The sequence below is a fragment of the Macrococcus lamae genome, assembly GCF_004359545.1.
Lineage (GTDB): Bacteria > Bacillota > Bacilli > Staphylococcales > Staphylococcaceae > Macrococcus > Macrococcus lamae.
Genome location: NZ_SCWB01000007.1, coordinates 35,849 through 56,373 on the forward strand (window position 1 = coordinate 35,849; position 20,525 = coordinate 56,373).

23 protein-coding genes and 1 pseudogene are annotated in these 20,525 nt (G+C 43.0%); 7 read left to right on the forward strand and 17 right to left on the reverse strand.

Going from position 1 to position 20,525, the window contains the following annotated elements; all coding sequences use genetic code 11:
* Positions 1-7 precede the first annotated feature (7 nt).
* The 6 genes from ERX29_RS05130 to pta all read right to left on the reverse strand — a co-directional run bounded on the left by ERX29_RS05130 (position 8) and on the right by pta (position 5,104).
* A complete protein-coding gene (locus ERX29_RS05130) occupies positions 8-502 on the reverse strand; it encodes a GNAT family N-acetyltransferase (RefSeq protein ID WP_133443627.1) in 495 nt (164 codons plus the stop codon).
* 63 nt (positions 503-565) lie between these two features.
* Complete coding sequence (locus ERX29_RS05135) at positions 566-1,678, reverse strand: GNAT family N-acetyltransferase (RefSeq protein ID WP_133443628.1); 1,113 nt, start codon at positions 1,676-1,678, stop codon at positions 566-568.
* Positions 1,679-1,696: 18 nt separating this feature from the next.
* Entirely contained in the window at positions 1,697-2,809 is a 1,113-nt protein-coding gene (locus tag ERX29_RS05140; RefSeq protein WP_133443629.1) for an ATP-grasp domain-containing protein, read from the reverse strand.
* 150 nt (positions 2,810-2,959) lie between these two features.
* Positions 2,960-3,286: a YuzB family protein gene (locus ERX29_RS05145; protein ID WP_133443630.1), complete on the reverse strand. Its 327-nt coding sequence runs from the start codon at positions 3,284-3,286 to the stop codon at positions 2,960-2,962.
* Complete coding sequence (locus ERX29_RS05150) at positions 3,276-4,115, reverse strand: lipoate--protein ligase family protein (RefSeq protein WP_207999167.1); 840 nt, start codon at positions 4,113-4,115, stop codon at positions 3,276-3,278. The genes ERX29_RS05145 and ERX29_RS05150 overlap by 11 nt, the downstream gene beginning before the upstream one ends.
* Positions 4,115-5,104, reverse strand: coding sequence for a phosphate acetyltransferase (gene pta / locus ERX29_RS05155; RefSeq protein ID WP_133443631.1), 990 nt, complete (start codon positions 5,102-5,104; stop codon positions 4,115-4,117). Before pta ends, ERX29_RS05150 begins: the two co-directional genes overlap by 1 nt.
* A 154-nt stretch (positions 5,105-5,258) precedes the next feature.
* Between pta and hemQ the strand changes: the two genes are divergently transcribed.
* The gene (hemQ, locus tag ERX29_RS05160; RefSeq protein ID WP_133443632.1) at positions 5,259-6,008 is read left to right on the forward strand and encodes a hydrogen peroxide-dependent heme synthase; all 750 of its coding nucleotides are present in this window, start codon (positions 5,259-5,261) and stop codon (positions 6,006-6,008) included.
* A 78-nt stretch (positions 6,009-6,086) separates the two neighbouring features.
* Here the strand turns inward: hemQ and ERX29_RS05165 are convergent, their stop codons facing one another.
* The 4 genes from ERX29_RS05165 to ERX29_RS05180 form a co-directional block, all read right to left on the reverse strand.
* Positions 6,087-7,115 carry a ferrated catecholamine ABC transporter substrate-binding lipoprotein SstD gene (locus tag ERX29_RS05165; protein ID WP_133443633.1) on the reverse strand — a complete coding sequence of 343 codons (1,029 nt, stop codon included), beginning with the start codon at positions 7,113-7,115 and terminating at the stop codon, positions 6,087-6,089.
* Positions 7,116-7,193: 78 nt separating this feature from the next.
* Positions 7,194-7,997 carry an iron ABC transporter ATP-binding protein gene (locus tag ERX29_RS05170; RefSeq protein WP_133443634.1) on the reverse strand — a complete coding sequence of 268 codons (804 nt, stop codon included), beginning with the start codon at positions 7,995-7,997 and terminating at the stop codon, positions 7,194-7,196.
* A complete protein-coding gene (locus tag ERX29_RS05175; protein WP_133443635.1) occupies positions 7,990-8,943 on the reverse strand; it encodes an iron chelate uptake ABC transporter family permease subunit in 954 nt (317 codons plus the stop codon). Before ERX29_RS05175 ends, ERX29_RS05170 begins: the two co-directional genes overlap by 8 nt.
* Complete coding sequence (locus ERX29_RS05180) at positions 8,927-9,889, reverse strand: ABC transporter permease (RefSeq protein ID WP_133443636.1); 963 nt, start codon at positions 9,887-9,889, stop codon at positions 8,927-8,929. Before ERX29_RS05180 ends, ERX29_RS05175 begins: the two co-directional genes overlap by 17 nt.
* 216 nt (positions 9,890-10,105) lie before the next feature.
* On the opposite strand from ERX29_RS05180, the gene ERX29_RS05185 reads away from it, so the two are divergent.
* A complete protein-coding gene (locus ERX29_RS05185; protein WP_133443637.1) occupies positions 10,106-11,449 on the forward strand; it encodes an APC family permease in 1,344 nt (447 codons plus the stop codon).
* A 190-nt stretch (positions 11,450-11,639) separates the two neighbouring features.
* Here the strand turns inward: ERX29_RS05185 and ERX29_RS05190 are convergent.
* The 4 genes and pseudogenes from ERX29_RS05190 to ERX29_RS05205 form a co-directional block, all read right to left on the reverse strand.
* Positions 11,640-13,079, reverse strand: a pseudogene (locus tag ERX29_RS05190) (APC family permease).
* Between the two features lie 48 nt (positions 13,080-13,127).
* Positions 13,128-13,490, reverse strand: a complete 363-nt coding sequence (locus ERX29_RS05195) for a DUF423 domain-containing protein (RefSeq protein WP_133443638.1) — start codon at positions 13,488-13,490, stop codon at positions 13,128-13,130.
* 15 nt (positions 13,491-13,505) lie between these two features.
* On the reverse strand, positions 13,506-13,778 hold the full coding sequence (locus ERX29_RS05200; protein WP_133443639.1) for a DUF5327 family protein: 273 nt from the start codon (positions 13,776-13,778) through the stop codon (positions 13,506-13,508).
* Positions 13,759-14,436, reverse strand: a complete 678-nt coding sequence (locus ERX29_RS05205; protein ID WP_133443640.1) for a uracil-DNA glycosylase — start codon at positions 14,434-14,436, stop codon at positions 13,759-13,761. The genes ERX29_RS05200 and ERX29_RS05205 overlap by 20 nt, the downstream gene beginning before the upstream one ends.
* Before the next feature lie 108 nt (positions 14,437-14,544).
* Between ERX29_RS05205 and thiD the strand changes: the two genes are divergently transcribed.
* The 5 genes from thiD to ERX29_RS05230 all read left to right on the forward strand — a co-directional run bounded on the left by thiD (position 14,545) and on the right by ERX29_RS05230 (position 18,041).
* Positions 14,545-15,375, forward strand: a complete 831-nt coding sequence (thiD, locus tag ERX29_RS05210) for a bifunctional hydroxymethylpyrimidine kinase/phosphomethylpyrimidine kinase (RefSeq protein ID WP_133443641.1) — start codon at positions 14,545-14,547, stop codon at positions 15,373-15,375.
* Between the two features lie 182 nt (positions 15,376-15,557).
* The gene (locus tag ERX29_RS05215) at positions 15,558-15,914 is read left to right on the forward strand and encodes a YojF family protein (RefSeq protein ID WP_133443642.1); all 357 of its coding nucleotides are present in this window, start codon (positions 15,558-15,560) and stop codon (positions 15,912-15,914) included.
* A gap of 8 nt (positions 15,915-15,922) precedes the next feature.
* Entirely contained in the window at positions 15,923-16,594 is a 672-nt protein-coding gene (gene bshB2 / locus ERX29_RS05220; RefSeq protein WP_133443643.1) for a bacillithiol biosynthesis deacetylase BshB2, read from the forward strand.
* Positions 16,595-16,604: 10 nt separating this feature from the next.
* Positions 16,605-17,474, forward strand: coding sequence for a GTP cyclohydrolase FolE2 (folE2, locus tag ERX29_RS05225; protein WP_133443644.1), 870 nt, complete (start codon positions 16,605-16,607; stop codon positions 17,472-17,474).
* A gap of 6 nt (positions 17,475-17,480) precedes the next feature.
* Positions 17,481-18,041, forward strand: coding sequence for a sugar O-acetyltransferase (locus tag ERX29_RS05230; RefSeq protein ID WP_133443645.1), 561 nt, complete (start codon positions 17,481-17,483; stop codon positions 18,039-18,041).
* A gap of 139 nt (positions 18,042-18,180) precedes the next feature.
* On the opposite strand, the gene ERX29_RS05235 is transcribed toward ERX29_RS05230, so the two are convergent.
* Genes ERX29_RS05235 through tadA form a run of 3 tightly spaced genes read right to left on the reverse strand, consistent with a single transcriptional unit; the run spans position 18,181 to position 20,495 of the window.
* Positions 18,181-19,074 carry a nuclease-related domain-containing protein gene (locus ERX29_RS05235; RefSeq protein WP_133443646.1) on the reverse strand — a complete coding sequence of 298 codons (894 nt, stop codon included), beginning with the start codon at positions 19,072-19,074 and terminating at the stop codon, positions 18,181-18,183.
* Between the two features lie 15 nt (positions 19,075-19,089).
* Positions 19,090-19,968: a Cof-type HAD-IIB family hydrolase gene (locus ERX29_RS05240; RefSeq protein WP_133443647.1), complete on the reverse strand. Its 879-nt coding sequence runs from the start codon at positions 19,966-19,968 to the stop codon at positions 19,090-19,092.
* Positions 19,969-20,006: 38 nt separating this feature from the next.
* Positions 20,007-20,495: a tRNA adenosine(34) deaminase TadA gene (tadA, locus tag ERX29_RS05245; protein WP_133443648.1), complete on the reverse strand. Its 489-nt coding sequence runs from the start codon at positions 20,493-20,495 to the stop codon at positions 20,007-20,009.
* Positions 20,496-20,525 lie beyond the last annotated feature (30 nt).

Consider the following 20,525-nt stretch of genomic DNA (forward strand, 5'->3'; position numbering starts at 1 on the left):
TTCTCCCCTAATTCAATTTATATCCAAGTATTGATAGTGAATACTGTTCGCTGTCCATCTCGGCAATATCAGGCAGCCTGCCATATTCTGTGAAGCCATTGTTCTTAAAAAGTCGAAGCGCGCGGCTATTGTGTGAAAAGACAAAGGCAAGTAATGTAGTCACATCGAGTGTCGCTGCTATTTCTTTCATCTTCATCACAGCTTCCTGCCCGATACCCTGTCCTCTGAACTGCTCATCAAGATACAGACTGACTTCAACCGTTTTGTCGTATGCAGGTCTGCCGTAAAATGTCTCGAAACTCAGCCAGCCAATTGTTTCTCCGTCCTGTAAAAACAAAAAAATCGGACGTTTGTCTGAGTGGTTGTTAAACCAGGCAGTCCGACTCTCTACTGTGACAGGCTCGGTATCGGCAGTGACTTGGCGACTCGCTACAGTTGTATTATAAATCTCAACAATACGCGGCAGGTCTCGAAGCGCCGCTCGCCTTGTCTCTATCGACATGTCATCACCACCTGAAATAATATGTACATCATTATAACATTATTGTCAGAAAAATAAATATATTTACTTGAATTGCAAGTTTTTTAACAGTAAAGCGCCAAATGGTGTCACGATTTTAACAAATAATTGGTAAGCTGCCTTCTGTACGCCTCTTAAATGATTCGTATAAATCAGATGATATTCAAGCGCGGGTCGCGATCCGCGGGCAAGCTTATAATCTTTAGCGCCCGCACTATTATTGATCTTCAGTTGATTATCAATGGCATACTGATATAATAGTCCGCTCGTCATGAAATATAATCCTTTGACTGACTGATCCATGCCAAAATAAGCCGGAAACAGTGTATCGCCGACTTGCTGCACAGCCATAAACGAGATGATCTGGTCATCATCTTTTACGATAAACCATTTCAGCGTCATGTTGTGATATAAAAATCTGAAAAAGTCTGCAGTGTAATGCGGATTATGTATAGAATATTTCTCAAGATAGACCTGTTCATAGAGCGGCAGCAGCTGTCTGAATTCATTATCCGTGAGCTTATCAGTGACTGTATAACCGCTTTTCTTCAACCGTTTGATGTCTTTTCTGATGTCTTTACGTTCATTTTTGGAATGAGAATCTTTTGAATCGAACAAATAGACAGCGCGTGAAATAAGCGGATGATAACCCGCTGACTTAAATCTCGATATTTCCTCATGATGATGAATGTCGTTCAATGTCCTGAATACAATGGCATGACCCGGGAATCTCTTGGTCAGCTCTTCAGTGATAGCTGCGATATGCTGAAACTGACTGTCACAGTACATCGTCGTCGACATAAAGGACGGAAACACCGTAACAGTCTGCTCTTTCGTAAGACGCAGTATCATTCTCCCTATCTTCAGCAGCAGGAATACAGGCTGTTTAATACCTGGCTGCATAGACATCCGGTCAACTTCAGCGATCATCTCATCAATATACTGAGCAGTAAACGAATGAATCCAGCTGTCCTCGTGACTGCCGTCTTTAATGCTGATAGGAACGAGCTGACACTTGACAACCATGACGCTGACTTCTGCATGGACATTACGGATCCCTCTATCGATACCGCCCATCATGAAATTTAAATAATCAATGTTCACAGGAATATCTGTCAGCTGCTCGGTGTCCAGATCGTTCAATGTAGTATAAATCATCTGCTGTCCTCAATCATTCTATAGATTCACGATATCCTCATTCCACTCAATATCATATGTTGAAATCTTATTGACTGTAACTTTCTGCTGCCGGGCAGAAATCCACCACTGGGCACCGCTGATCAGCTGTTCGAAGAAAATGACCTTCTCACTCGGATGCCAAAACACATCTTTGCCATATTTCAACTTATCGAAATTATGTTTTTTCGGACGCATGAGCCAGTTGTAGAGCGAGACAAATATCAGCTGACGCGCCTCGTATTTCGGTTCGCAGACATTCAGATCCCACACATCAGCTTTCATAAACAAGGCACCATTTGTCGCACGGGGATTACATTCAATAAAATAATAATCACCGGTTGTATGGCATCTGATGACATCAAAAGCAATTTGATAAGACCAGTTCAGCTGACGAATGACCGATTCAATGATTGACTGCAGCTCTTCGTTCTTCTGAGAATGGAAATGAGTCGAGCAGTTATAGCTCTCATGAGCATTTGATAAATATAACGATGTCGATAAGGCTTTGCCATTGATAGCCACCGAATAAGAGCACCACTCGGTTCCTTTGATCAATGATTGAATCATAAAAGGAAACTCAATGAAATTGTCATTCTCCAGTTCCATCCGTGACAACTTACGGACCGACTGCCCGAAACGTCCGTAAGGCTGCTTGACGATATACTCATCACCCGAGAAATGCATCATAAATGCAGTCAGCTCTTCCTGCTCAGCAACATATGCTGTATCAGGAACTTTAAAGCCCATCGATTCTATCAGCCGTGTGAAATTGTACTTATTATGAACAGACAGCATTTTAGTTATGTCTTCGACCCAGACCGGCACGATGAGCTGATGCTTATATTGAGACAGGTAGAATGATTCTTCGTTCAACGGAATGATCACATCAATCTGATGCTTCCTGACTATGTCATTGATTTCGCGAATGTATTCCTCAGTGGAAAAACGTGGTGATGTCGTCACGATGAACTCTTCGATAAACTTAGAGTTCTTAATACTGACTTTTCTAGTGGAATCCGTCAAAAATACTTGCCGTCCAAGTTCGGCTTGCTGCTGGACAACTGCATACGAGATTGGTGCCCGGGCACCCGTAATCAACACACGTTCCATGTCAGATTGACACCCCTTATAGTGTTCATAGTCTATATCCAACTCAAATATAGCATCACTATATGAAGTTGATGTAAATTTACAATGAAGAAGTGTATAGCAATGTAAATTAAAAACACACAATCCACCAAGGACTGTGTGTTCACTCAATTATTTCATGCGTTTCGCTTTAAGTTTTGCATCAATCTCTTCCTGCCGGCGTTTGCGCTCTTCGTTACGTGCAGCAAGTCTCGCTTCTTCTTCAGGATCACGCTTTTGTGCCAGTCGTTTAGCGACTTTCTCCATCAGTTCATCTTCAGTGAGTGCAGCACATGGACGGTTGTTAACAAATGCGAATGTTTTCTTTCGTCCCGGGCCACAGTAGGATTGACATGCGATTTCCACTTCTGCATTTGGATCCATCTTCTCGAGCTTCGGCAGCAGTGTTCTGATATTGACTGCCTGACAGTCGTCACAGATCTGAAATTTATTGCGCATTGTTATTCACATCCTTCATATTTTTAACCATTTTATCATTGCGTTCTATCATCCGGTCGAAGTAGTCATTATACAATGCCCACACCTCGTCTGTCATCTCCAGCTGCTGGAGCTTTGCACCAAGCGATTGCATCGAGCCGAGTAATTTAAATAACACGTCTTCTACCGTCAGTTCCAGCCCTAATGACTCACTCAAGCTTGCCATATCTTCCGGGTGAATGTCAGGGTAGTTAAACTTCGTCTGCTGTCCTTGCAGTGCATGACTATAGAATTCGCGCATCAGTTCAGCACGTGCACTGCCGTTTCCTTCAACACATAGATAAATCTGGACAGCGACGCCACCGCGGACACGGCGCTGCGAGATGCCTGCAAACTTACGGTTATTAATGCTTAGATCATAGCTCCCCGGGCAGTACGAATGTTCAATTTCCTTTGCTTCAATCACAACGCCGTAATCCCTGAACATCTCTTTGATCAGTTCGTACATTAAATCATAACCCGCATCGATGGAAAAACTGCTGCCACCGTTAAAGATTAGCGAAATATTGAGGACACCGCTATCCAGCACAACGCCGAGTCCGCCGGAATTACGGACGATGGCACCATATCCTGCCTCGTTCAAATAGTCGATGCCTTCTTTCAAATGCGGAAGACGTGAATCATGAATACCGAGTATGACGACATGCTGGTGCACCCATGTTCTGATGACACTCTTCCAGCCGAGCATGCCGGTCAAGTGACAGAACGTGTCATCAAAACTGAAGGACTGCATCGGCTGCAGTCCTGAAGTGTGGTCAACATATTGCCACTTATCATGAAATAAATTCATTAAAGGGTCTGAGCTGCTGTGATGATTGATAATGAAACAACATCTTCTGTAGAACAGCCGCGTGATAGGTCGTTGACAGGTGAATTCAAGCCTTGCAGAATAGGTCCGACAGCGTCAAACCCACCTAAACGCTGAGCAATCTTGTAGCCGATGTTGCCAGCTTCAAGACTCGGGAAGACGAAGACATTCGCATCGCCCTGAATCGGAGAGTCAGGTGCTTTTTTAGCTGCGACAGAAGGAACGAATGCTGCATCAAACTGGAACTCACCATCGATGATCGTTCCTTCAAGAGCTTTTTCTTGAGATAGTTTCTCGTTAGCTAATCGCGTCGCTTCAACAACTTTTTCTGTCTCATCAGTTTTTGCAGAGCCTTTAGTAGAGAAGCTCAGCATCGCTACTTTTGGTTCCATGCCGAACGCCTTCGCAGTCTTCGCGCTCTCAATAGCAATTTCAGCTAAGTCAGTCGCTTCCAGTGTCGGATTGATGGCACAGTCACCCATGACATACTGTTCGTCGCCTCGGATCATGAAGAACACACCTGAAGTTTTCGCAACGCCTGGTTTCGTCTTGATGATCTGCAGTGCCGGACGTACTGTATCAGCTGTAGAATGTGCTGCCCCGGATACAAGTCCTGCTGCTTTCCCTGTATACACGAGCATCGTGCCGAAGTAGTTAGAGTCATTTAACATCTGTTCAGCTTGCTCCTCTGTCGCTTTACCTTTACGACGCTCAACAAATGCAGCAATCAACTCTTCTCGTAAATCGCTTGTTGCGGGATTGATCAGTTCAATCCCTTCGATAGAAACACTTAATTTGTCAGCAAGTGCTGTGACTTCTTCAGTGTCACCTAATACAATCGGTGATACGAAATCACTTTTGTTCAGTTCAACCGCCGCCTGAAGGACGCGCTCATCGTTCCCTTCCGGCAAAACGATTTTTATATTTCTGCCTTGCAGCTTATCTTTTAATACATCCAGTAAATTAGCCATAATAGCCTCCAATGCTTCTCTTGTCTTAATTCCTTATTCATTATATGACATTTCACGTCTTTTTTCACGTCATCAATTTGTAAAAGTATGAATGCGGAATTTTCAGTGGATTATGGTATATTATAGAGGACAAATCGTAAGGAGAGATGACGCAATGAACGAAGCAGCAATTACACTGGACGGCTGGTACAGCCTGCACTTATTCTATACAGTAGATTTCACGAGTTTGAAAGTGCTTGACCAGGCGGACCGGGAAGCAATGATCACTGAGCTTAAATCATTTATCGCGAAGCTGGATGACAACCACGCCGCGAAAGAAGGATCATATGCACTTTATAATATTACAGGTCAAAAAGCAGACTTAATGCTCTGGTTACTACGTCCTGAAATGAAAGACTTGAATGCTCTGGAAAACGAATTCAATAAACTGGCTATCACTGATTATTTGATTCCGACGTATTCCTATGTGTCGGTCATTGAGCTCAGCAACTACTTAGCGGGTGAATCAAACGAAGATCCTTATCAAAATCCGCATGTCAGAGCACGGCTTTACCCTGAAGTGCCGCGTTCAGAGTATGTCTGTTTCTACCCGATGGACAAACGCCGGACACCGGAAGACAACTGGTATATGCTTGACATGGACAGCCGTAAAGGTATGATGCGTTCGCACGGTATGATCGGCCGCAGCTATGCCGGTAAAGTCAAACAGTTCATCACAGGATCTGTCGGCTTTGACGACCACGAGTGGGGTGTGACACTATTTGCGGATGACGTCCTGCAGTTCAAAAAACTGATCTATGAAATGCGCTTTGATGAAGTATCAGCACGTTATGCAGAATTTGGAGAGTTCTTTGTCGGACATATTCTATCGACAGATACGCTCTCTGAGCTGTTTGAAGTATAACTATTAAAGAGTCCCGGAACATTCCAGTTCCGGGACTCTTTATTGTTTAAGTTATAGGATAATATATCTGGTAAGTGATTATTTGTAGCCTTTCTCTATTTCCTCAATCTGCTGCACTGTTGTCTTCACGCCGCCACCTGAGAAATACCAGAGATATGGATCAAGCTCAACTATGTTATCTTCTTTAACTGCATTGACATCTTTAATGACATCATTAGTCAACGCCTGCTTGCTTGATGACTTACCACCTACTGCGACTCCTCTATCCATCGCAAAAATAATATCAGGGTTTTTATCATTCAAATATTCAAAATTAATGACCTGACCATGACCTTCTGCTTTGATATCAGCATCCGCTTCTTTAACACCTAATACATCATGGATAAAGCCGAATCGTCCACCTTTACCGAATACAGATAATTCTCCTTCATTCGCAAGGACGAATAATCCTTTCTTATCTGAAGCTGCTGTCAGTTTTTTTACTTCTACGATTTTATCATCCAGCGCTTTAACGAGTTCTTCTGCCTGATTTTCTTTATCAAAGATTTTACCGAGATTTGCGGTGTTCTCTTTTACGCTGCCGATATAATCTTCTGCATCTGTTCCCATATAAAGGATTTTAGCATTTGGTGCTGCTTTCTTCATTTCATCCAGCACTTTACTTGAGGCTTGACGAGCGGAAATAATGATTACATCAGGATTTGTCTCAGCGAGTTTCTCAAAGTTAGCTTCCTTTAATGTTCCTAAGTTTGTATATTTGTCTTCTTTGAACCCTGCAAGAAACTCAGGTAATGAACGATTCCCTTCTCCTTTAGGCAGACCGACGACACTGTCCTCTACACCGAACTCCTGCAGCGTTGATAATGTACCGTAATCAAATACAGCCACTTTTTTAGTGTTTTTCGGCACTTCTACTGTTTCAGTCACTTCTTTAGCGTCACTGCCGTCTTCTTTCTCACCCATCACCTGATACGATGATTTAATCTTCACTGTCTCTGTTGACGCGCCTTCTGTTGACGTTTTGTCTTTCTCTGCTGATTGACCGCCGCATGCTGCAAGCGTCAGGATAACTACTAAAGTCAGTAATACTAATGATAATCTCTTCATTTTCTTCTCCTTTATGATGGTTTGATTTTTTCTGGATTGATTGCACGATGAACAAAGTTTTTAACTCAATTGTTTTTATTATACAAGCTGTACTTCTTCAATGAATTCGTCGACTGTTTTCGCGTCATCGAAATAGACGCAAATTTGCTGACCGAATATGCATTCGATATTAATGTCCATATCATAGACCGCTTTCAGCGCTTCTGTTGTAATCACATCATCTTTTCTGCCGTCAAGCAGCACTTCGCCTTCTTTCAGCGCTATGATATGGTCAGCGTAACATGAAGCAAAGTTGATATCATGGATGACGATGACGATTGTCTTCTGTTTTTCGCGAACAAGCTTTCGCAGCAGCTGCATCATCTGTACAGAATGTTTCATATCCAGATTATTCAGCGGCTCATCCAAAAAGATATAGTCCGTATCTTGTGCGAGCGTCATAGAAATGTAAGCTCGCTGACGTTGACCGCCTGACAGCTCATCCAGATATCGGTCCTGCATATCAGTAAGTGCCATATATTCCAGTGCTTCATCGACTAGTGCATGATCTGCTTTTGACAACCGCCCTTTGGAATACGGGAATCTGCCGAAGCTCACAAGCTCGCGCACAGTGATTTTCAGATTCGTATGGTTGCTCTGCTTCAGTACAGCTAACTTTTTAGCGACTGCATCACTTTTCATTTCAGTGATATTCTCATTATCCAGGTATACTGTGCCGGAATCCGAATCGATGAGGCGGGTCGCGGCATTCAGCAGCGTACTTTTACCGGCACCATTCGGTCCGATGATAGCAGTGATAGCACCTTCTTTAATATGCGTAGACACATTATTCAAAATAGCTTTCCTGCCGATATTGACTGATAGTTTTTCTATATTAATCATGAGCACCCTCCTTGAATAGCAGATAGATGAAATATAGACCGCCGGCAAAGTTGATCATGATGGTAATTTCAGTATTGCCATCAAATAAATATTGCGTGAGCATCTGACCGACTAACAGTGTAATAGCTGATATACAGATGATCGCCGGAATAAGCAGACGGTGTTCAAAAGTCTTCATAAACTGATAAGTGACATTACAGACAATGATACCGAGAAATGTAATCGGTCCGACAAGAGCTGTCGAGACACTGACGAGCACTGCGACGATTAAAAGCATCGAACCTGTCAGCCGGTCGATATCGATACCGAGGTTCGTCGCATGGATTTTGCCGAGACTAAGGACATCCAGTTCATGACTCTTCCTGTAAATGATGTAGAGCATCACCAGGATGACGACTGCACATATACCGAGCAGTGAAGTATTCACTGTATTGAAGCTTGCAAACATTCGGTCCTGCAGCATCAGAAAGTCATCCGGATTCATCACCATATGCATGAAACTTGAAAGGCTTTGAAAACAAGTTCCCATGACCATACCGAAGAGCAGAATGAAGTAGACAGACACATTTTTTTTGAATACCAGTTTGAACAGGCCGAGTGTAAACAAAATCATCAGCACGACTGAAATAAAAAAATTCACGTATGTATTAAACAGTACCGTACTGAATGTTCCGAACAAAAAGATGATGATTGTCTGAATAAATAAATAAACGGCGTCCAGTCCGATGACTGACGGGGTCAACAAGTTGTTTTCAGTAAGTGTCTGAAAGATGAGTGACGACACGCCGATAGCAGCACCGACAAGCAGAATAGCTGCTATTTTTTTCAACCGTGACGGCAGGACATAAGCCAGCACATTAAAGTTCAGCTGGATGACGATGAATAAACCGATTAATCCGAGAAGAACGAGAGACAACAGCCATATTTGATTATATTTTTTCTGCATAGTTCCCTCTCCTCAGCAGCAGCAATACCATGAATATGACACTTCCCAATATTCCAAGCGTCAGACCGATCGGTATTTCATAAGGGAAGATAATCAGACGGCTGAATATATCGGCGATCATGACCAGTATGGCACCGAACAGCGCTGTAAAAGGCAGTGTCTTCTGCAGATGATCTCCGACGAATAAGTTGACGATATTCGGAACAATAAGCCCGAGAAACGGCAGTACACCGATTGTCACAACTACAGTCGCCGAAACAATGGCTGCGATGACGATGCCGAGATTCATGATCTTATCGTATGAAATACCAAGGTTGCGGCTGAACGACTCTCCCATCCCTACTATCGTAAAGTGATGGGCAAAGAAATAAATCACAATGACCATCGGAATAATAATGATCAAAATTTCGTAGCGTCCTGTCGTTATCATTGAGAAATCACCGACAAAAAAATTGCCGATGCTCTGCATAGCATTGAATCTGAGTGCCATAAACGTTGCAAAACTGGAAACGATATTGCCGAGCATCAGACCGACCAGCGGAATAAAGATAGCATCCTTATATTTAATACGTCGGACAATACCCATGAAAACCATCGTGCCGATGATTGCGCTGATGATGGCAAACGACAATTTAATGAGAATATGAGCTTCGGTAAAGAAAATCATCGCAATGAGAATACCGAGTTTCGCGAAATCCATCGTTCCCGCAGTCGTCGGTGATACGAATTTATTGCGTGTCAACTGCTGCATCAATAGACCTGCTACACTTAAAGCGACTCCTGCTAGAATAATGGAGACTGTTCGTGGAATACGACTGTTCAGCAGGATGTTTTTATCGTTCTCTGATAACTTCATCAAACTTCCCGGTGTCACATTGACCACTCCTATGAAAATAGAAATGATTGACAGAATCAACAGGATTATAACAAAATAACGTAACTTCATGACAAACTCCTTCGCGAATGATAATCATTCTCATTCATCATAAGGAAAAATGACATAGAAATCAAGCGGTTTCAGAAAAAAATATACGTTACTTATGCATTTTGCTTTTCCTATAATGAACCATTAATCGTCAGAATATTATAATAAAAAAATGATATTCCAAAACGATGCTTCATGGTATATTTGAACCATTAAATGTATTAAAGGAGAACAGTTATGGAGAAAAAGTTACAGCAGACAATCGGTTTCTGGACTGCTATTACGATTGTGATCGGAACGATTATCGGTTCAGGAGTTTTTGTTAAACCTTCAGTCGTGCTGAATCATGCTGGTTCAAGCAACATGGCGATATGGGCATGGGTGGTCGGAGGTATTCTGACACTTGCGGCAGGTCTGACAATTGCTGAAGTCGGCGCACAGATTCCGAAGACCGGCGGATTGTACGCCTATATCCGTGATATTTACGGCAGCTTCTGGGGATTTCTGACTGGATGGGTGCAGACCGTTATTTACGGTCCTGCTATTATTGCATCACTGACTTTATTTTTCGGTATTCTTATTTCTAACTTTTTTAACTTGAATCAATCCACCGGTGTATGGATTGGTATCGCTGCATTGACATTCCTCGTACTGCTCAACATCGTCGGTACCTCGCTTGGCGGAGCGATGCAGAATATCACAACAATCGCGAAATTGATTCCTGTCTTCGCTATTATTGTGTTTGGTCTCCTCTGGGGTAAAGCACCTATTTTCAATCAGGATGTCTCGAACTTGATTGTCCAGAAAGACCAGATTAACTTCGGCCGCGCTGTACTTGCGACATTGTTTGCTTACGACGGCTGGATCATGCTGACGAACTTAACCGGTGAAATGAAAAACGCCAAGCGCAACTTGCCGCTTGCGATGCTCGTCGGTCTGTCTGTTGTGACACTTGCCTATGTGTTCATCAATATCGCCGTGTTTCATGTCATTCCTGCTGAAACATTGGTCGGTCTCGGCAACACAAGCTCTGCTGAAGCTGCTAAAGTACTGTTTGGGGATTTAGGGTCTAAATTTGTCAATATCGGTGTCATCATTTCGATATTTGGCTGTCTGAACGGTAAGATTATGACATTCCCGCGTGTGCCCTTTGCGATGGCTGATGATAAGCTCCTGCCATTATCAGGGCCGATCAGCTATATCAACCCTAAGACTAAGACGCCGGTTGGTGCTTTAGTTATCGTCTATATACTTGGCTTATTGCTGGTGCTGCTGACGCTGCTAATCCCATCTGTCGTCAACGCAGACTATTTATCGGAAATTTGTATTTTTATTATATATGTCTTCTATATTATGGCGTTCATTGGTCTATTCCTGCTGCGAAAACGCACTAAAGGCACTGCAAGAAGCTACTCTGTACCACTTTATCCTATTGTACCGCTTGTCGCGATTCTCGGTGGACTGTTCATTATCATCAGTACGCTGCAGAGTGATTTTCTAGGAGCCTTGTATTCCATTATCATTGTGCTGGTCGGTATACCATTCTACTTCATGCTTAAAAATAAGCAGCGTAATGTTTAAGTAACTTTAATTTCGGCTATATTCTTAAATAAATACATCGAAAAGAGGATATTAACTATGAGCAGATTTATTCGTTTACTAATCAAATTAAGCCCTATTTTATTACCTATTATTCAACGTCAATTGAACAAACGTTCAAATTCAAACCGTTATAACAAATAAAAAAAGTTCGGCAGCTGCCGAACTTTTTTTATTCCTTCTGATTAAGAATAAGATGGTCAAGTTCTGATGTCTTCATATTTTTAAGCTTTTTGTAACGAACAAAAAAGAATATAATGCCGAGTATCAACCAGGCAAACAGCGCAATGTAGCTCTCTATCGATAAAGACGCTGGCGACCCGGGAAATAATAGCAGTATAAGAAATATTAAACTGATAACCGCCCCGATAAGGGCAGATGTCTTGTAAAACGGATGATAATATTGATGTCTCTTACGATAACTGAACAGCTTGAACGCACTTAAGCAGGTCACTAAATAAGCGATAGATACACCTGTTGACGACATATCAACAATCCATATGAGGGCTGTGCGACCAAGCCATGGTGATATCAGTGCAAGACCGACAATAAAGATGATAGCTTTGTAAGGTGTATTATATTTATAATGCAGTTCCTTAAATGCATGTGGCATAACGCCTGAGCGTCCCATAGAAAAGAGCAGTCTGCTTGAACTCATCAAAAAGCCGTTAAGACCAGTAAATATACCCATTAAAATCGCTGTTGCCAGCACAGTAACACCTATCCAGCCGAACGCAGCTTCAATGACAGATCCTGTGACAAATAATTGACCGTCCAGTTTAAACTCATCTTTAAAGACCCAGCCGGTCACCAGCACCATGGCAATATAAGTTGCTGCGCCGGCAAGCAGACTGAAAACTATCAGTTTAAAAGATTTTTTCGGTGAAAAACTGAATTCTTCTGCTGTCTGAGGAATATTATCGAAACCAACGTATGCCCATGGCGCAACGGCGAGAATGATCAGTATAGACTGAAAAACGCCAAGCTCTTGATTAAAGGCAGGTTTCACATTGGTGAATGAAAACGTTGGTGTAAAAAACGAAGCAGCGAACATAAGAGCAACGACAACTGCAAGTACGACACAGCACATATACTGGATGTTCCCTGAGAAACTAGACCCTTTAATACTGATCCAGCCGAATATCAATAAAATCAATGAAGATAACACCACTTCTGTCGCATAGACATCTCAGCCTGCTATCGTATAAAGTCTGCCCTGTTCCATCAACCCGGGAAATAGAAATTTAAACAGCAGGCTGAATGCTGAGGCATTGAGTGCGACAATACAAATGTAACCGAATGTTAGAAACCAGCTTGAGAAAAAAGCAATATATTTACCAAATCCCATATAGCCGAATGCAAAGGCACCTCCAGACACCGGAAACTTCTCGACAAGCGCGCCGTAACTGATAGCGATGATAATCATCAATATCGCCCCGATCAATAGACCTATCGAGCTGCCCACTGGTCCGGCTGACTTTATCCAGTCGCCTGGCAGTACAAAAGCCCCCCACCCAATACTGGAACCGTAAGCAATTGCCCAAACAAATTTCTCTGATAAATTTTTATCAAGTGTCTGTCGCTTTTCACTGTTATTCTTCAAATTCCTCACCTCTTATAAGAAGTGGTTACCCTAAACGTATGAGGATTAAAGAAAATATTATAACTTCCATGCTGCAATAATCAATAACAGCCATGCCGCGATAAACAGCACGCCGCCGATCGGTGTAATAGCACCGAGCACTTTAATCTGTGTGACAGCGAGTATATAAAGCGATCCGCTGAAGAAGATGATCCCTGCTGTCATTAACCAGCCTGCTACGTTTAAGTTAAGAGTAGTTGTACCTGACAATACGCCGATGACGAGCAGTCCCAGCGCATGATACATCTGGTACTGTACAGCCTTCTCCCATATGCCGAGGTACTTATCAGAGAGCTTGTTCTCCAGTCCATGTGCCCCGAATGCTCCAAGAGCCACTGCTAACAGTGCATTGATCGCACCGATGATTAAAAATGTTTTCATATTCTATGTTTCCTCCTAAAAATCAAATAATGACTCGCCATTTCCATGACCGTCGTCTGTTACTGCTTTGTCTTTAATAGTGCCTCCCATCATCTTCAGCTCAGCCGCTGAGATGTCACCACTATTGATAGAAGACGGTGCTGGTTCAGATGACGCAGCGGGCATTGACGTGATGAGTGATGCCAGTGTCTGAATCGCGTACATATGTTTTTCGAATGCTGCTTGAGACACGGCGGATTTTGCAAGCGTCAGTTCCTGTTCAATCTGCTTAATCAGCTGTTGATTCATCCATGACAACCTCCTTACACCAATCAATCGGTTTGATACCATGAGATTTGAGATAATGATTCGTCTGACTGTAAGGTTTTGACCCGAAGAAGCCGCGCGATGCACTGAGCGGACTTGGATGAACGCTCTTCAGCACTTTATGCTTTGACTCATCGATCAATGACAGTTTCGCCTGCGCGGGTTTCCCCCATAAAATAAATACAACGTGTTCCTTATGGTTACTCACTGCCTGAATGACCTCGTCTGTAAACGCCTCCCAGCCGATCCCTTTATGAGAATGTGCCGCCCCATGTTCAACGGTCATCACGGTGTTCAACAGCAGTACACCTTCTTCGGCCCAGCCCGTCAGTTCGCCGGTCGAGCGCGTGCAGCCTGTGTCAGCTTCAAGTTCCTTATACATATTGCGGAGTGAAGGTGGAAACTTCGTGCCGTTTTTCACAGAAAATGCCAGTCCATGTGCCTGGTCAGGTCCGTGATAAGGATCCTGGCCGAGAATGACCACTTTCACTTGGTCGAACGGGGTATATTTGAAGGCATTGTATATATTTTTTCTGGCAGGATATATCGTTTTTGTTGTATAGGCTTTCTCCAAAAAATCGTCCATGTTCGTGAAATCATGCTTTTCTTTAATATCTTTAAAGATCGTCTCCCAGTTCATCTCATTCACCTCGTCATAAATTGTATCATATTATTCAAGCATTTTATTTTGTCATACCCTTATTTCTGATATGATATTAACAAATACAGAAGAATGGGGTATGTCAAAATGGCTTTAAAGAAAACATTAACAATCGCAGGTTCAGATACGAGTGCAGGAGCTGGTATGCAGGCTGACCTGAAAACTTTTCAGGAACATAATACGTACGGTATGGTGGCGCTCACTGCTGTCGTCACAATGGATCCTGAAACATGGAGTCACGACGTGACACCGCTGCCGATTGAACTGCTGGACAAACAGCTGAAAACAGCGTTGTCTATTCAGCCGGATGCCATCAAAACAGGGATGCTCGGTACAGAAGAAATCATCGGTCGTGCGGCACAGGCATTTAAAGATTCTAATGCCGAATACTTCGTTGTCGACCCGGTCATGGTGTGTAAAGGGGACGATGAAGTCCTTAACCCGGGAAATACTGATGCGATGATCAAAGAATTACTGCCGATTGCAACTGTTGTCACACCGAACTTATTTGAAGCGGGACAATTATCAGAACTCGGTAAACTGACTTCTGTTGAAGATATGAAAAAAGCCGCTCAAGTGATTTATGACCGCGGCGCGAAGCACGTTGTTATTAAAGGCGGCAAGGCATTGGAAGGCGCAGAAGCAGTTGATCTATACTACGACGGTGAAACATTTACGCAGTTGACGACCGATAAATTCCAGTCATCTTATAACCACGGCGCAGGCTGTACGTTCGCAGCAGCTGTAACAGCTAACTTAGCAAACGGCTTAACACCACGCGAAGCAGTCATCAATGCAAAAGCCTTTGTCGCTTCAGCAATTAAAAACGGCTGGAAAATGAACGACTTCGTCGGACCAGTTCAGCATGGTGCTTATAACAAAGTCGAAAAAATTGACGTGCAGACAACAGAAGTCTAAATCTATAGCAGTAACAGCGACACGGACATTCACGGCAGTTCAACCTGCTTAAGTAGATGTCCGTGTTTCTTTATTTTTTTAGTAGTTTTGTCTTAAAGAATTAAACGTAAGCTCAAACGGTATAATTTTTCATCAATTTCTAGTAAAATAGTAAGGTATAAATAATTGAAGGAGTCCTGACGATGGAATTAATTAACCAGGAAATCGTGCAGCAGCATTTAGATGAATTTACACATCAGCCTGTCTATCTGCACGTAGAAACAACGAACGGTGCCTATGCATCACATTTCGATGCACAAGTATTCAATGCAGGCACATTTTTAAGAAATATTCAGGTCACTTATATTCAGGCGAAGATTACAGGTGGCGGCAAAGAACCGTTCCGTGTCGGCTTGAAGCTTGATAGCGGCTGGATATATGTTCAAGGTTTAACGCATTATGAAATCACAGAAAACGGTGAATTCCTGCTGGCAGGACACAATTTCCAAGGTCAGCTGGCTGCTGCACTTGAAATCAGCAAAACACCGTTTCCGTTATAAGAGGTGTAATTATGGAAGAATCACAAGTATTAGTTATATTTCCTCATCCTGATGATGAGGCTTTTGGTGTGTCAGGGACACTCGCGAAGTTCATAAACAACGGCGTACCTGTTACGTATGCTTGTCTGACGCTCGGTCAGATGGGACGTAATCTCGGTAATCCACCGTTTGCTACACGTGAATCACTGCCTCATATTCGCGAGAAAGAACTGGATCTAGCTGCAGAAGCAATCGGTATAACTGATTTACGTAAGATGGGTTATCGCGATAAGACGCTTGAATTTGAAAAGTTAAGCGACCTTGCGGATATGGTCAGTTCGTTGATTGACGAACTTAAGCCTTCGCTTATCATTTCGTTTTACCCGGGTTACTCGGTCCATCCCGATCACGAGGCAACGGCTGATGCTGTAGTTGAGGCAGTGAGACGCCTTGCTGAAGCAGATCGTCCGAAAATGCATCTCGTTGCATTCAGCAATGATACAGCAGATGATTTAGGGGAACCTGATGTTGTTGTGGATATAGACGGGTTTGGTGAGAGAAAGCAGCGGGTGCTGGAGGCCCATGCTTCTCAGACCGGTCCGATGCTTGAGTCGCTCGCTGCTGATACACAGCAGGCGGAAGCAGCGCGTGATATGTGGTTTAAAATAGAACGATTCTATAGCTATCAGGTGATTGATTAGGAGATAAGAAATGGATAATAATTTAGCGACAAGAGAAGGTCGATGGAAACATTTCGGTTCGGTTGATCCTATTAAAGGGACAAAGCCGACAGAAAAAGAGCTCATGACTGACCTTCAAAATTCAAAAAAAGACTTTTTGTTTGAAATTGACCATGTCGGTATTAAAAATTTGACGTATCCAGTTAGAATCGGGGATTATCAGACAGCTGGAACGTTCAGTTTATCGACGCATCTAGCTCAAGACGAAAAAGGCATCAATATGAGCCGCATCCTCGAATCTGTGGAAGCACATTATGATAAAGGACTGCCGCTTGATTTTGATACATTGAAAACAGTACTCATCACGCTTCAGACCACTATGAAACAACGGAGTGCTTCGGTCGATGTCTCTGCGGTCTGGTTCTTCGATCGCTTCAGCCCAGTGACGAACTTAAAAGCAGTCGGTCATGCCGATGTGACGCTTTCTCAGACAGTTGAAGATGAGACAGTGACTGAGCAGACAGTGACGATTCAAGCTGCTGTCACTACACTCTGCCCTTGTTCCAAAGAAATCAGTGAATACTCTGCGCATAATCAGCGTGGTATCGTTACAGTTAAAGCCATGTTGACAGAAGCTGTACCTGATGACTTCAAGGAACAGCTTCTTGATGCGATGGAAGCAAACGCATCAAGCATGCTTTATCCGATTTTGAAGCGGACAGATGAAAAAGCAGTAACAGAACGTGCTTATGAGAATCCACGTTTTGTAGAAGACTTACTGCGGTTAATTGCAGCAGATTTAGTAGAACTGCCATTTGTCACTGGCTTTGAGATTGAATGCCGCAATGAGGAATCCATTCATCAGCACGATGCATTTGCACGCTTACACTATACAAAATAGGAGATCATCATGACTGAAAAAGAAAAGATGCTTGCAGGCGAACTATATAATCCACAGGATCCAGTGCTCGCCGGAGACCGTATCCAGGCAAAACTTGCAACGAGAAGCTATAATGCTACACCCGAAAATCTTAAAGAAGAACGCACAAAACGCATTAAAGAAATACTTGGATCAAGCGGCGACGCTATTTGGATTGAAAGCAATTTTAAAGTCGATTACGGTTACAATATTCATGTCGGTGAGAACTTCTATGCAAATTATGACTTGACGATACTGGATGTTGCCCGAGTTGATATCGGCGACAACTGCATGATTGCGCCAGGCGTGCATATCTATACAGCGACACATCCCGTTCAGGCAGCTGCACGAAACAGCGGTGTTGAATATGCAAAACCCGTCAAGATCGGACATAACTGCTGGATCGGCGGCCGTGCCGTCATCAATCCTGGCGTCACTATCGGCGATAATGTCGTCATCGCAAGTGGTGCCGTCGTTACAAAAGACGTTCCAGACAACGTCGTCGTCGCCGGAGTGCCTGCGAAAGTGATTCAAACCATCGAAAATTAAAAATAGCCCGCTTCCTGATATAGGGAGCGGGCATTGTTGTGTCTGTTCAAGGAATTGCATCAAACCACGACTTCATTTGAGTCAATTATCGTTAATTGCATCAAACCGCGAGTTCATTTGAGTCAATTATCGCTCTCTATCATAAATAGTATTTCGCACCTTTTGTATGACCATCTTTTTTAAAGTGCTGATTTAGTATTCTTGACACAGTAGCTCGTGATACTCCGTCACACCATTTTAATGTTTCTGACAAAGTAATCGGTTTGTTCTTTAAATAATATAGCTCTTTAACACTTGATGTAACTACTTCGTTCAACCAGTAGACTTTCCCGCATGTCGGACAGCTGACTTTCTTATGACTGCGTTCACTTAAATTCAACATCGCCATACACTGCTGACATTTTACGCCGGGCTGCATCAGACTAAAATCCGTCATAATCGGCTGGTTTAAATGAATAAATGGTTGATGATTATTCATTAAGTACTTGCCCATCTCAATATTATCCTCATAATTTCTATTAAAAGACTGATAACGTTTCAGATGATGAAGCAACTGACCTCGGAATAGCCACTTCTTCTCATTATAGATGCCTTTCAGATGAAAATCTGTATTGATATTGACGATATAGCTTTCCACTTCATAACCATGCCGCGCCGCGACTTCATTTAACAGATGATGTGCCTTATCAAGCTGAAGTTCAGGATTCGTAATGATGTTATCGTAATGCGAGAATAGCTGGCTATCTTTAAAATAATAATTCCCTTTGAAATTTTTAATATCATAATGACATATTTTGCGCTGATGAATCACCAGAACATCATACTGCGCACTGCTTTTAAATGACAATGTAATATCCCACAGCTTAACAGCATGACTGTATCCGGCAGTCATCTTAACAAACTGCTGTTCCCCGCTGTAGCCGTAGCGACTTGTACTGTAATCCCTGTCCTGCTGATCAGATAAACTATATCTTCCGTTCATCGCATCATAATAGGCCAACTTCAATGGATAATCAGCTTGTTTTAACAGCATTCTCGTCCCCCAATGTTATCGCGTAACGCCATTGACTTCCTGCAGATATTTGAAGATGGCTTTGCCGACGCCACTCTCTTGGTTGGTAGCTGTCACGTCTTTTGCGGCAGCCTTTGTTTCCGGCGCACCATTTCCCATAGCGACGGAATAATGCGCACGCTCGAGCATAGAGATGTCATTTAAATTATCGCCGAGCGTCATCGTTTCATCCATCGTTACGTTCAGTTGTTCAGCAATGGCTTCAAGCGCAATGCCTTTTTGCGCATCATTATGTGTGATTTCAATATTACCGCGCGATGATGCTGAGATAGCGAGGCTCTCGTAAGCTTGCAGTTCTGCTTTAGCGGCGTCAATTTTATCGAGATCTGCCGAGTATGCCAGAAACTTAAGCACCAGTTCGCCGTCATGCTCGTATATGTCCTCGTAGTTGTCGACTTGTTTAAGCGACCCTTGATCGATACGTTTCTGAATGCCTGCCTTAATTTTTTCGACATCTGGAACGTTACCTGCCTTAACTGCAATATCAATATAAATCTGCAGATCCTTATCCACATCTTCCGTATAAATCCCTGCATTCGTATAGACCTGGTAAAAGACATCATATTTACTCAGGATGCCAGTAATATTTTCAATCTGCTCATCGTTCAAGCTTGATGTATGCAGGATGTTGAATGCTTCGTCACGTACTTCCGCACCGTTCAGACAAATATATGGGACGACGAGTCCAGTCGACTTGACCGGTCCATTAGCCTCGTAAAATGCACGTCCAGTCGCAATCGCTACTGTCACACCGTTCTCTTGAGCAGCTTTAATGGCTGCAATATTTTCCTCAGATATTTCATGTGCTGAATTCAACAATGTTCCGTCCATATCAATGGCTATCAGTTTAATCATCTGCTCATCTCCTGTAAGTTTATACTTATTCATTACCCTTAAATAGAGTCGTTCTTATGATTCTTCTCGAGTAACTTTTTTTGTCTAAGTTCTCTGAAGAACGTCGTTAACAGCATACTACATTCATCGTGACATATACCACTGATAACAGTCGCCTGGTGATTGAAACGTGGTTCGTCCAAAAGATTCATCAGACTGCCGCTGCATCCACCTTTTGGATCATGCGCACCGTACACAACAACAGGGATTCGGCTCATAACAATCGCACCCGAACACATAACGCACGGCTCAAGCGTAGCGTACAACACACAATCTTCGAGCCGCCACGAACCCAGATGTCTGCTGGCTTCACTGATCGCCATCATCTCTGCATGATACGTTGGATTCTGTCCGGTCTCCCGCAGATTATGACCCCGTCCGATGACTTCGCCGTGATGAACAACCACTGCTCCAATTGGCACTTCCGCCATGTCACCTGCCTTGCGTGCTTCTTCAATCGCAAGCTTCATAAAAGTTTCATGATTCATAAGTCATCCACCTTCACTGTTTTGTGATAC

Excerpts from the sequence above, each read along its gene's own strand:
- ERX29_RS05130 (WP_133443627.1), bottom strand. The coding sequence starts at position 502 with ATGTCGATAGAGACAAGGCGAGCGGCGCTTCGAGACCTGCCGCGTATT.
- ERX29_RS05135 (WP_133443628.1), bottom strand. The coding sequence starts at position 1,678 with ATGATTTATACTACATTGAACGATCTGGACACCGAGCAGCTGACAGAT.
- ERX29_RS05140 (WP_133443629.1), bottom strand. The coding sequence starts at position 2,809 with ATGGAACGTGTGTTGATTACGGGTGCCCGGGCACCAATCTCGTATGCA.
- ERX29_RS05145 (WP_133443630.1), bottom strand. The coding sequence starts at position 3,286 with ATGCGCAATAAATTTCAGATCTGTGACGACTGTCAGGCAGTCAATATC.
- ERX29_RS05150 (WP_207999167.1), bottom strand. The coding sequence starts at position 4,115 with ATGAATTTATTTCATGATAAGTGGCAATATGTTGACCACACTTCAGGA.
- pta (WP_133443631.1), bottom strand. The coding sequence starts at position 5,104 with ATGGCTAATTTACTGGATGTATTAAAAGATAAGCTGCAAGGCAGAAAT.
- hemQ (WP_133443632.1), top strand. The coding sequence starts at position 5,259 with ATGAACGAAGCAGCAATTACACTGGACGGCTGGTACAGCCTGCACTTA.
- ERX29_RS05165 (WP_133443633.1), bottom strand. The coding sequence starts at position 7,115 with ATGAAGAGATTATCATTAGTATTACTGACTTTAGTAGTTATCCTGACG.
- ERX29_RS05170 (WP_133443634.1), bottom strand. The coding sequence starts at position 7,997 with ATGATTAATATAGAAAAACTATCAGTCAATATCGGCAGGAAAGCTATT.
- ERX29_RS05175 (WP_133443635.1), bottom strand. The coding sequence starts at position 8,943 with ATGCAGAAAAAATATAATCAAATATGGCTGTTGTCTCTCGTTCTTCTC.
- ERX29_RS05180 (WP_133443636.1), bottom strand. The coding sequence starts at position 9,889 with ATGAAGTTACGTTATTTTGTTATAATCCTGTTGATTCTGTCAATCATT.
- ERX29_RS05185 (WP_133443637.1), top strand. The coding sequence starts at position 10,106 with ATGGAGAAAAAGTTACAGCAGACAATCGGTTTCTGGACTGCTATTACG.
- ERX29_RS05195 (WP_133443638.1), bottom strand. The coding sequence starts at position 13,490 with ATGAAAACATTTTTAATCATCGGTGCGATCAATGCACTGTTAGCAGTG.
- ERX29_RS05200 (WP_133443639.1), bottom strand. The coding sequence starts at position 13,778 with ATGAATCAACAGCTGATTAAGCAGATTGAACAGGAACTGACGCTTGCA.
- ERX29_RS05205 (WP_133443640.1), bottom strand. The coding sequence starts at position 14,436 with ATGAACTGGGAGACGATCTTTAAAGATATTAAAGAAAAGCATGATTTC.
- thiD (WP_133443641.1), top strand. The coding sequence starts at position 14,545 with ATGGCTTTAAAGAAAACATTAACAATCGCAGGTTCAGATACGAGTGCA.
- ERX29_RS05215 (WP_133443642.1), top strand. The coding sequence starts at position 15,558 with ATGGAATTAATTAACCAGGAAATCGTGCAGCAGCATTTAGATGAATTT.
- folE2 (WP_133443644.1), top strand. The coding sequence starts at position 16,605 with ATGGATAATAATTTAGCGACAAGAGAAGGTCGATGGAAACATTTCGGT.
- ERX29_RS05235 (WP_133443646.1), bottom strand. The coding sequence starts at position 19,074 with ATGCTGTTAAAACAAGCTGATTATCCATTGAAGTTGGCCTATTATGAT.
- ERX29_RS05240 (WP_133443647.1), bottom strand. The coding sequence starts at position 19,968 with ATGATTAAACTGATAGCCATTGATATGGACGGAACATTGTTGAATTCA.
- tadA (WP_133443648.1), bottom strand. The coding sequence starts at position 20,495 with ATGAATCATGAAACTTTTATGAAGCTTGCGATTGAAGAAGCACGCAAG.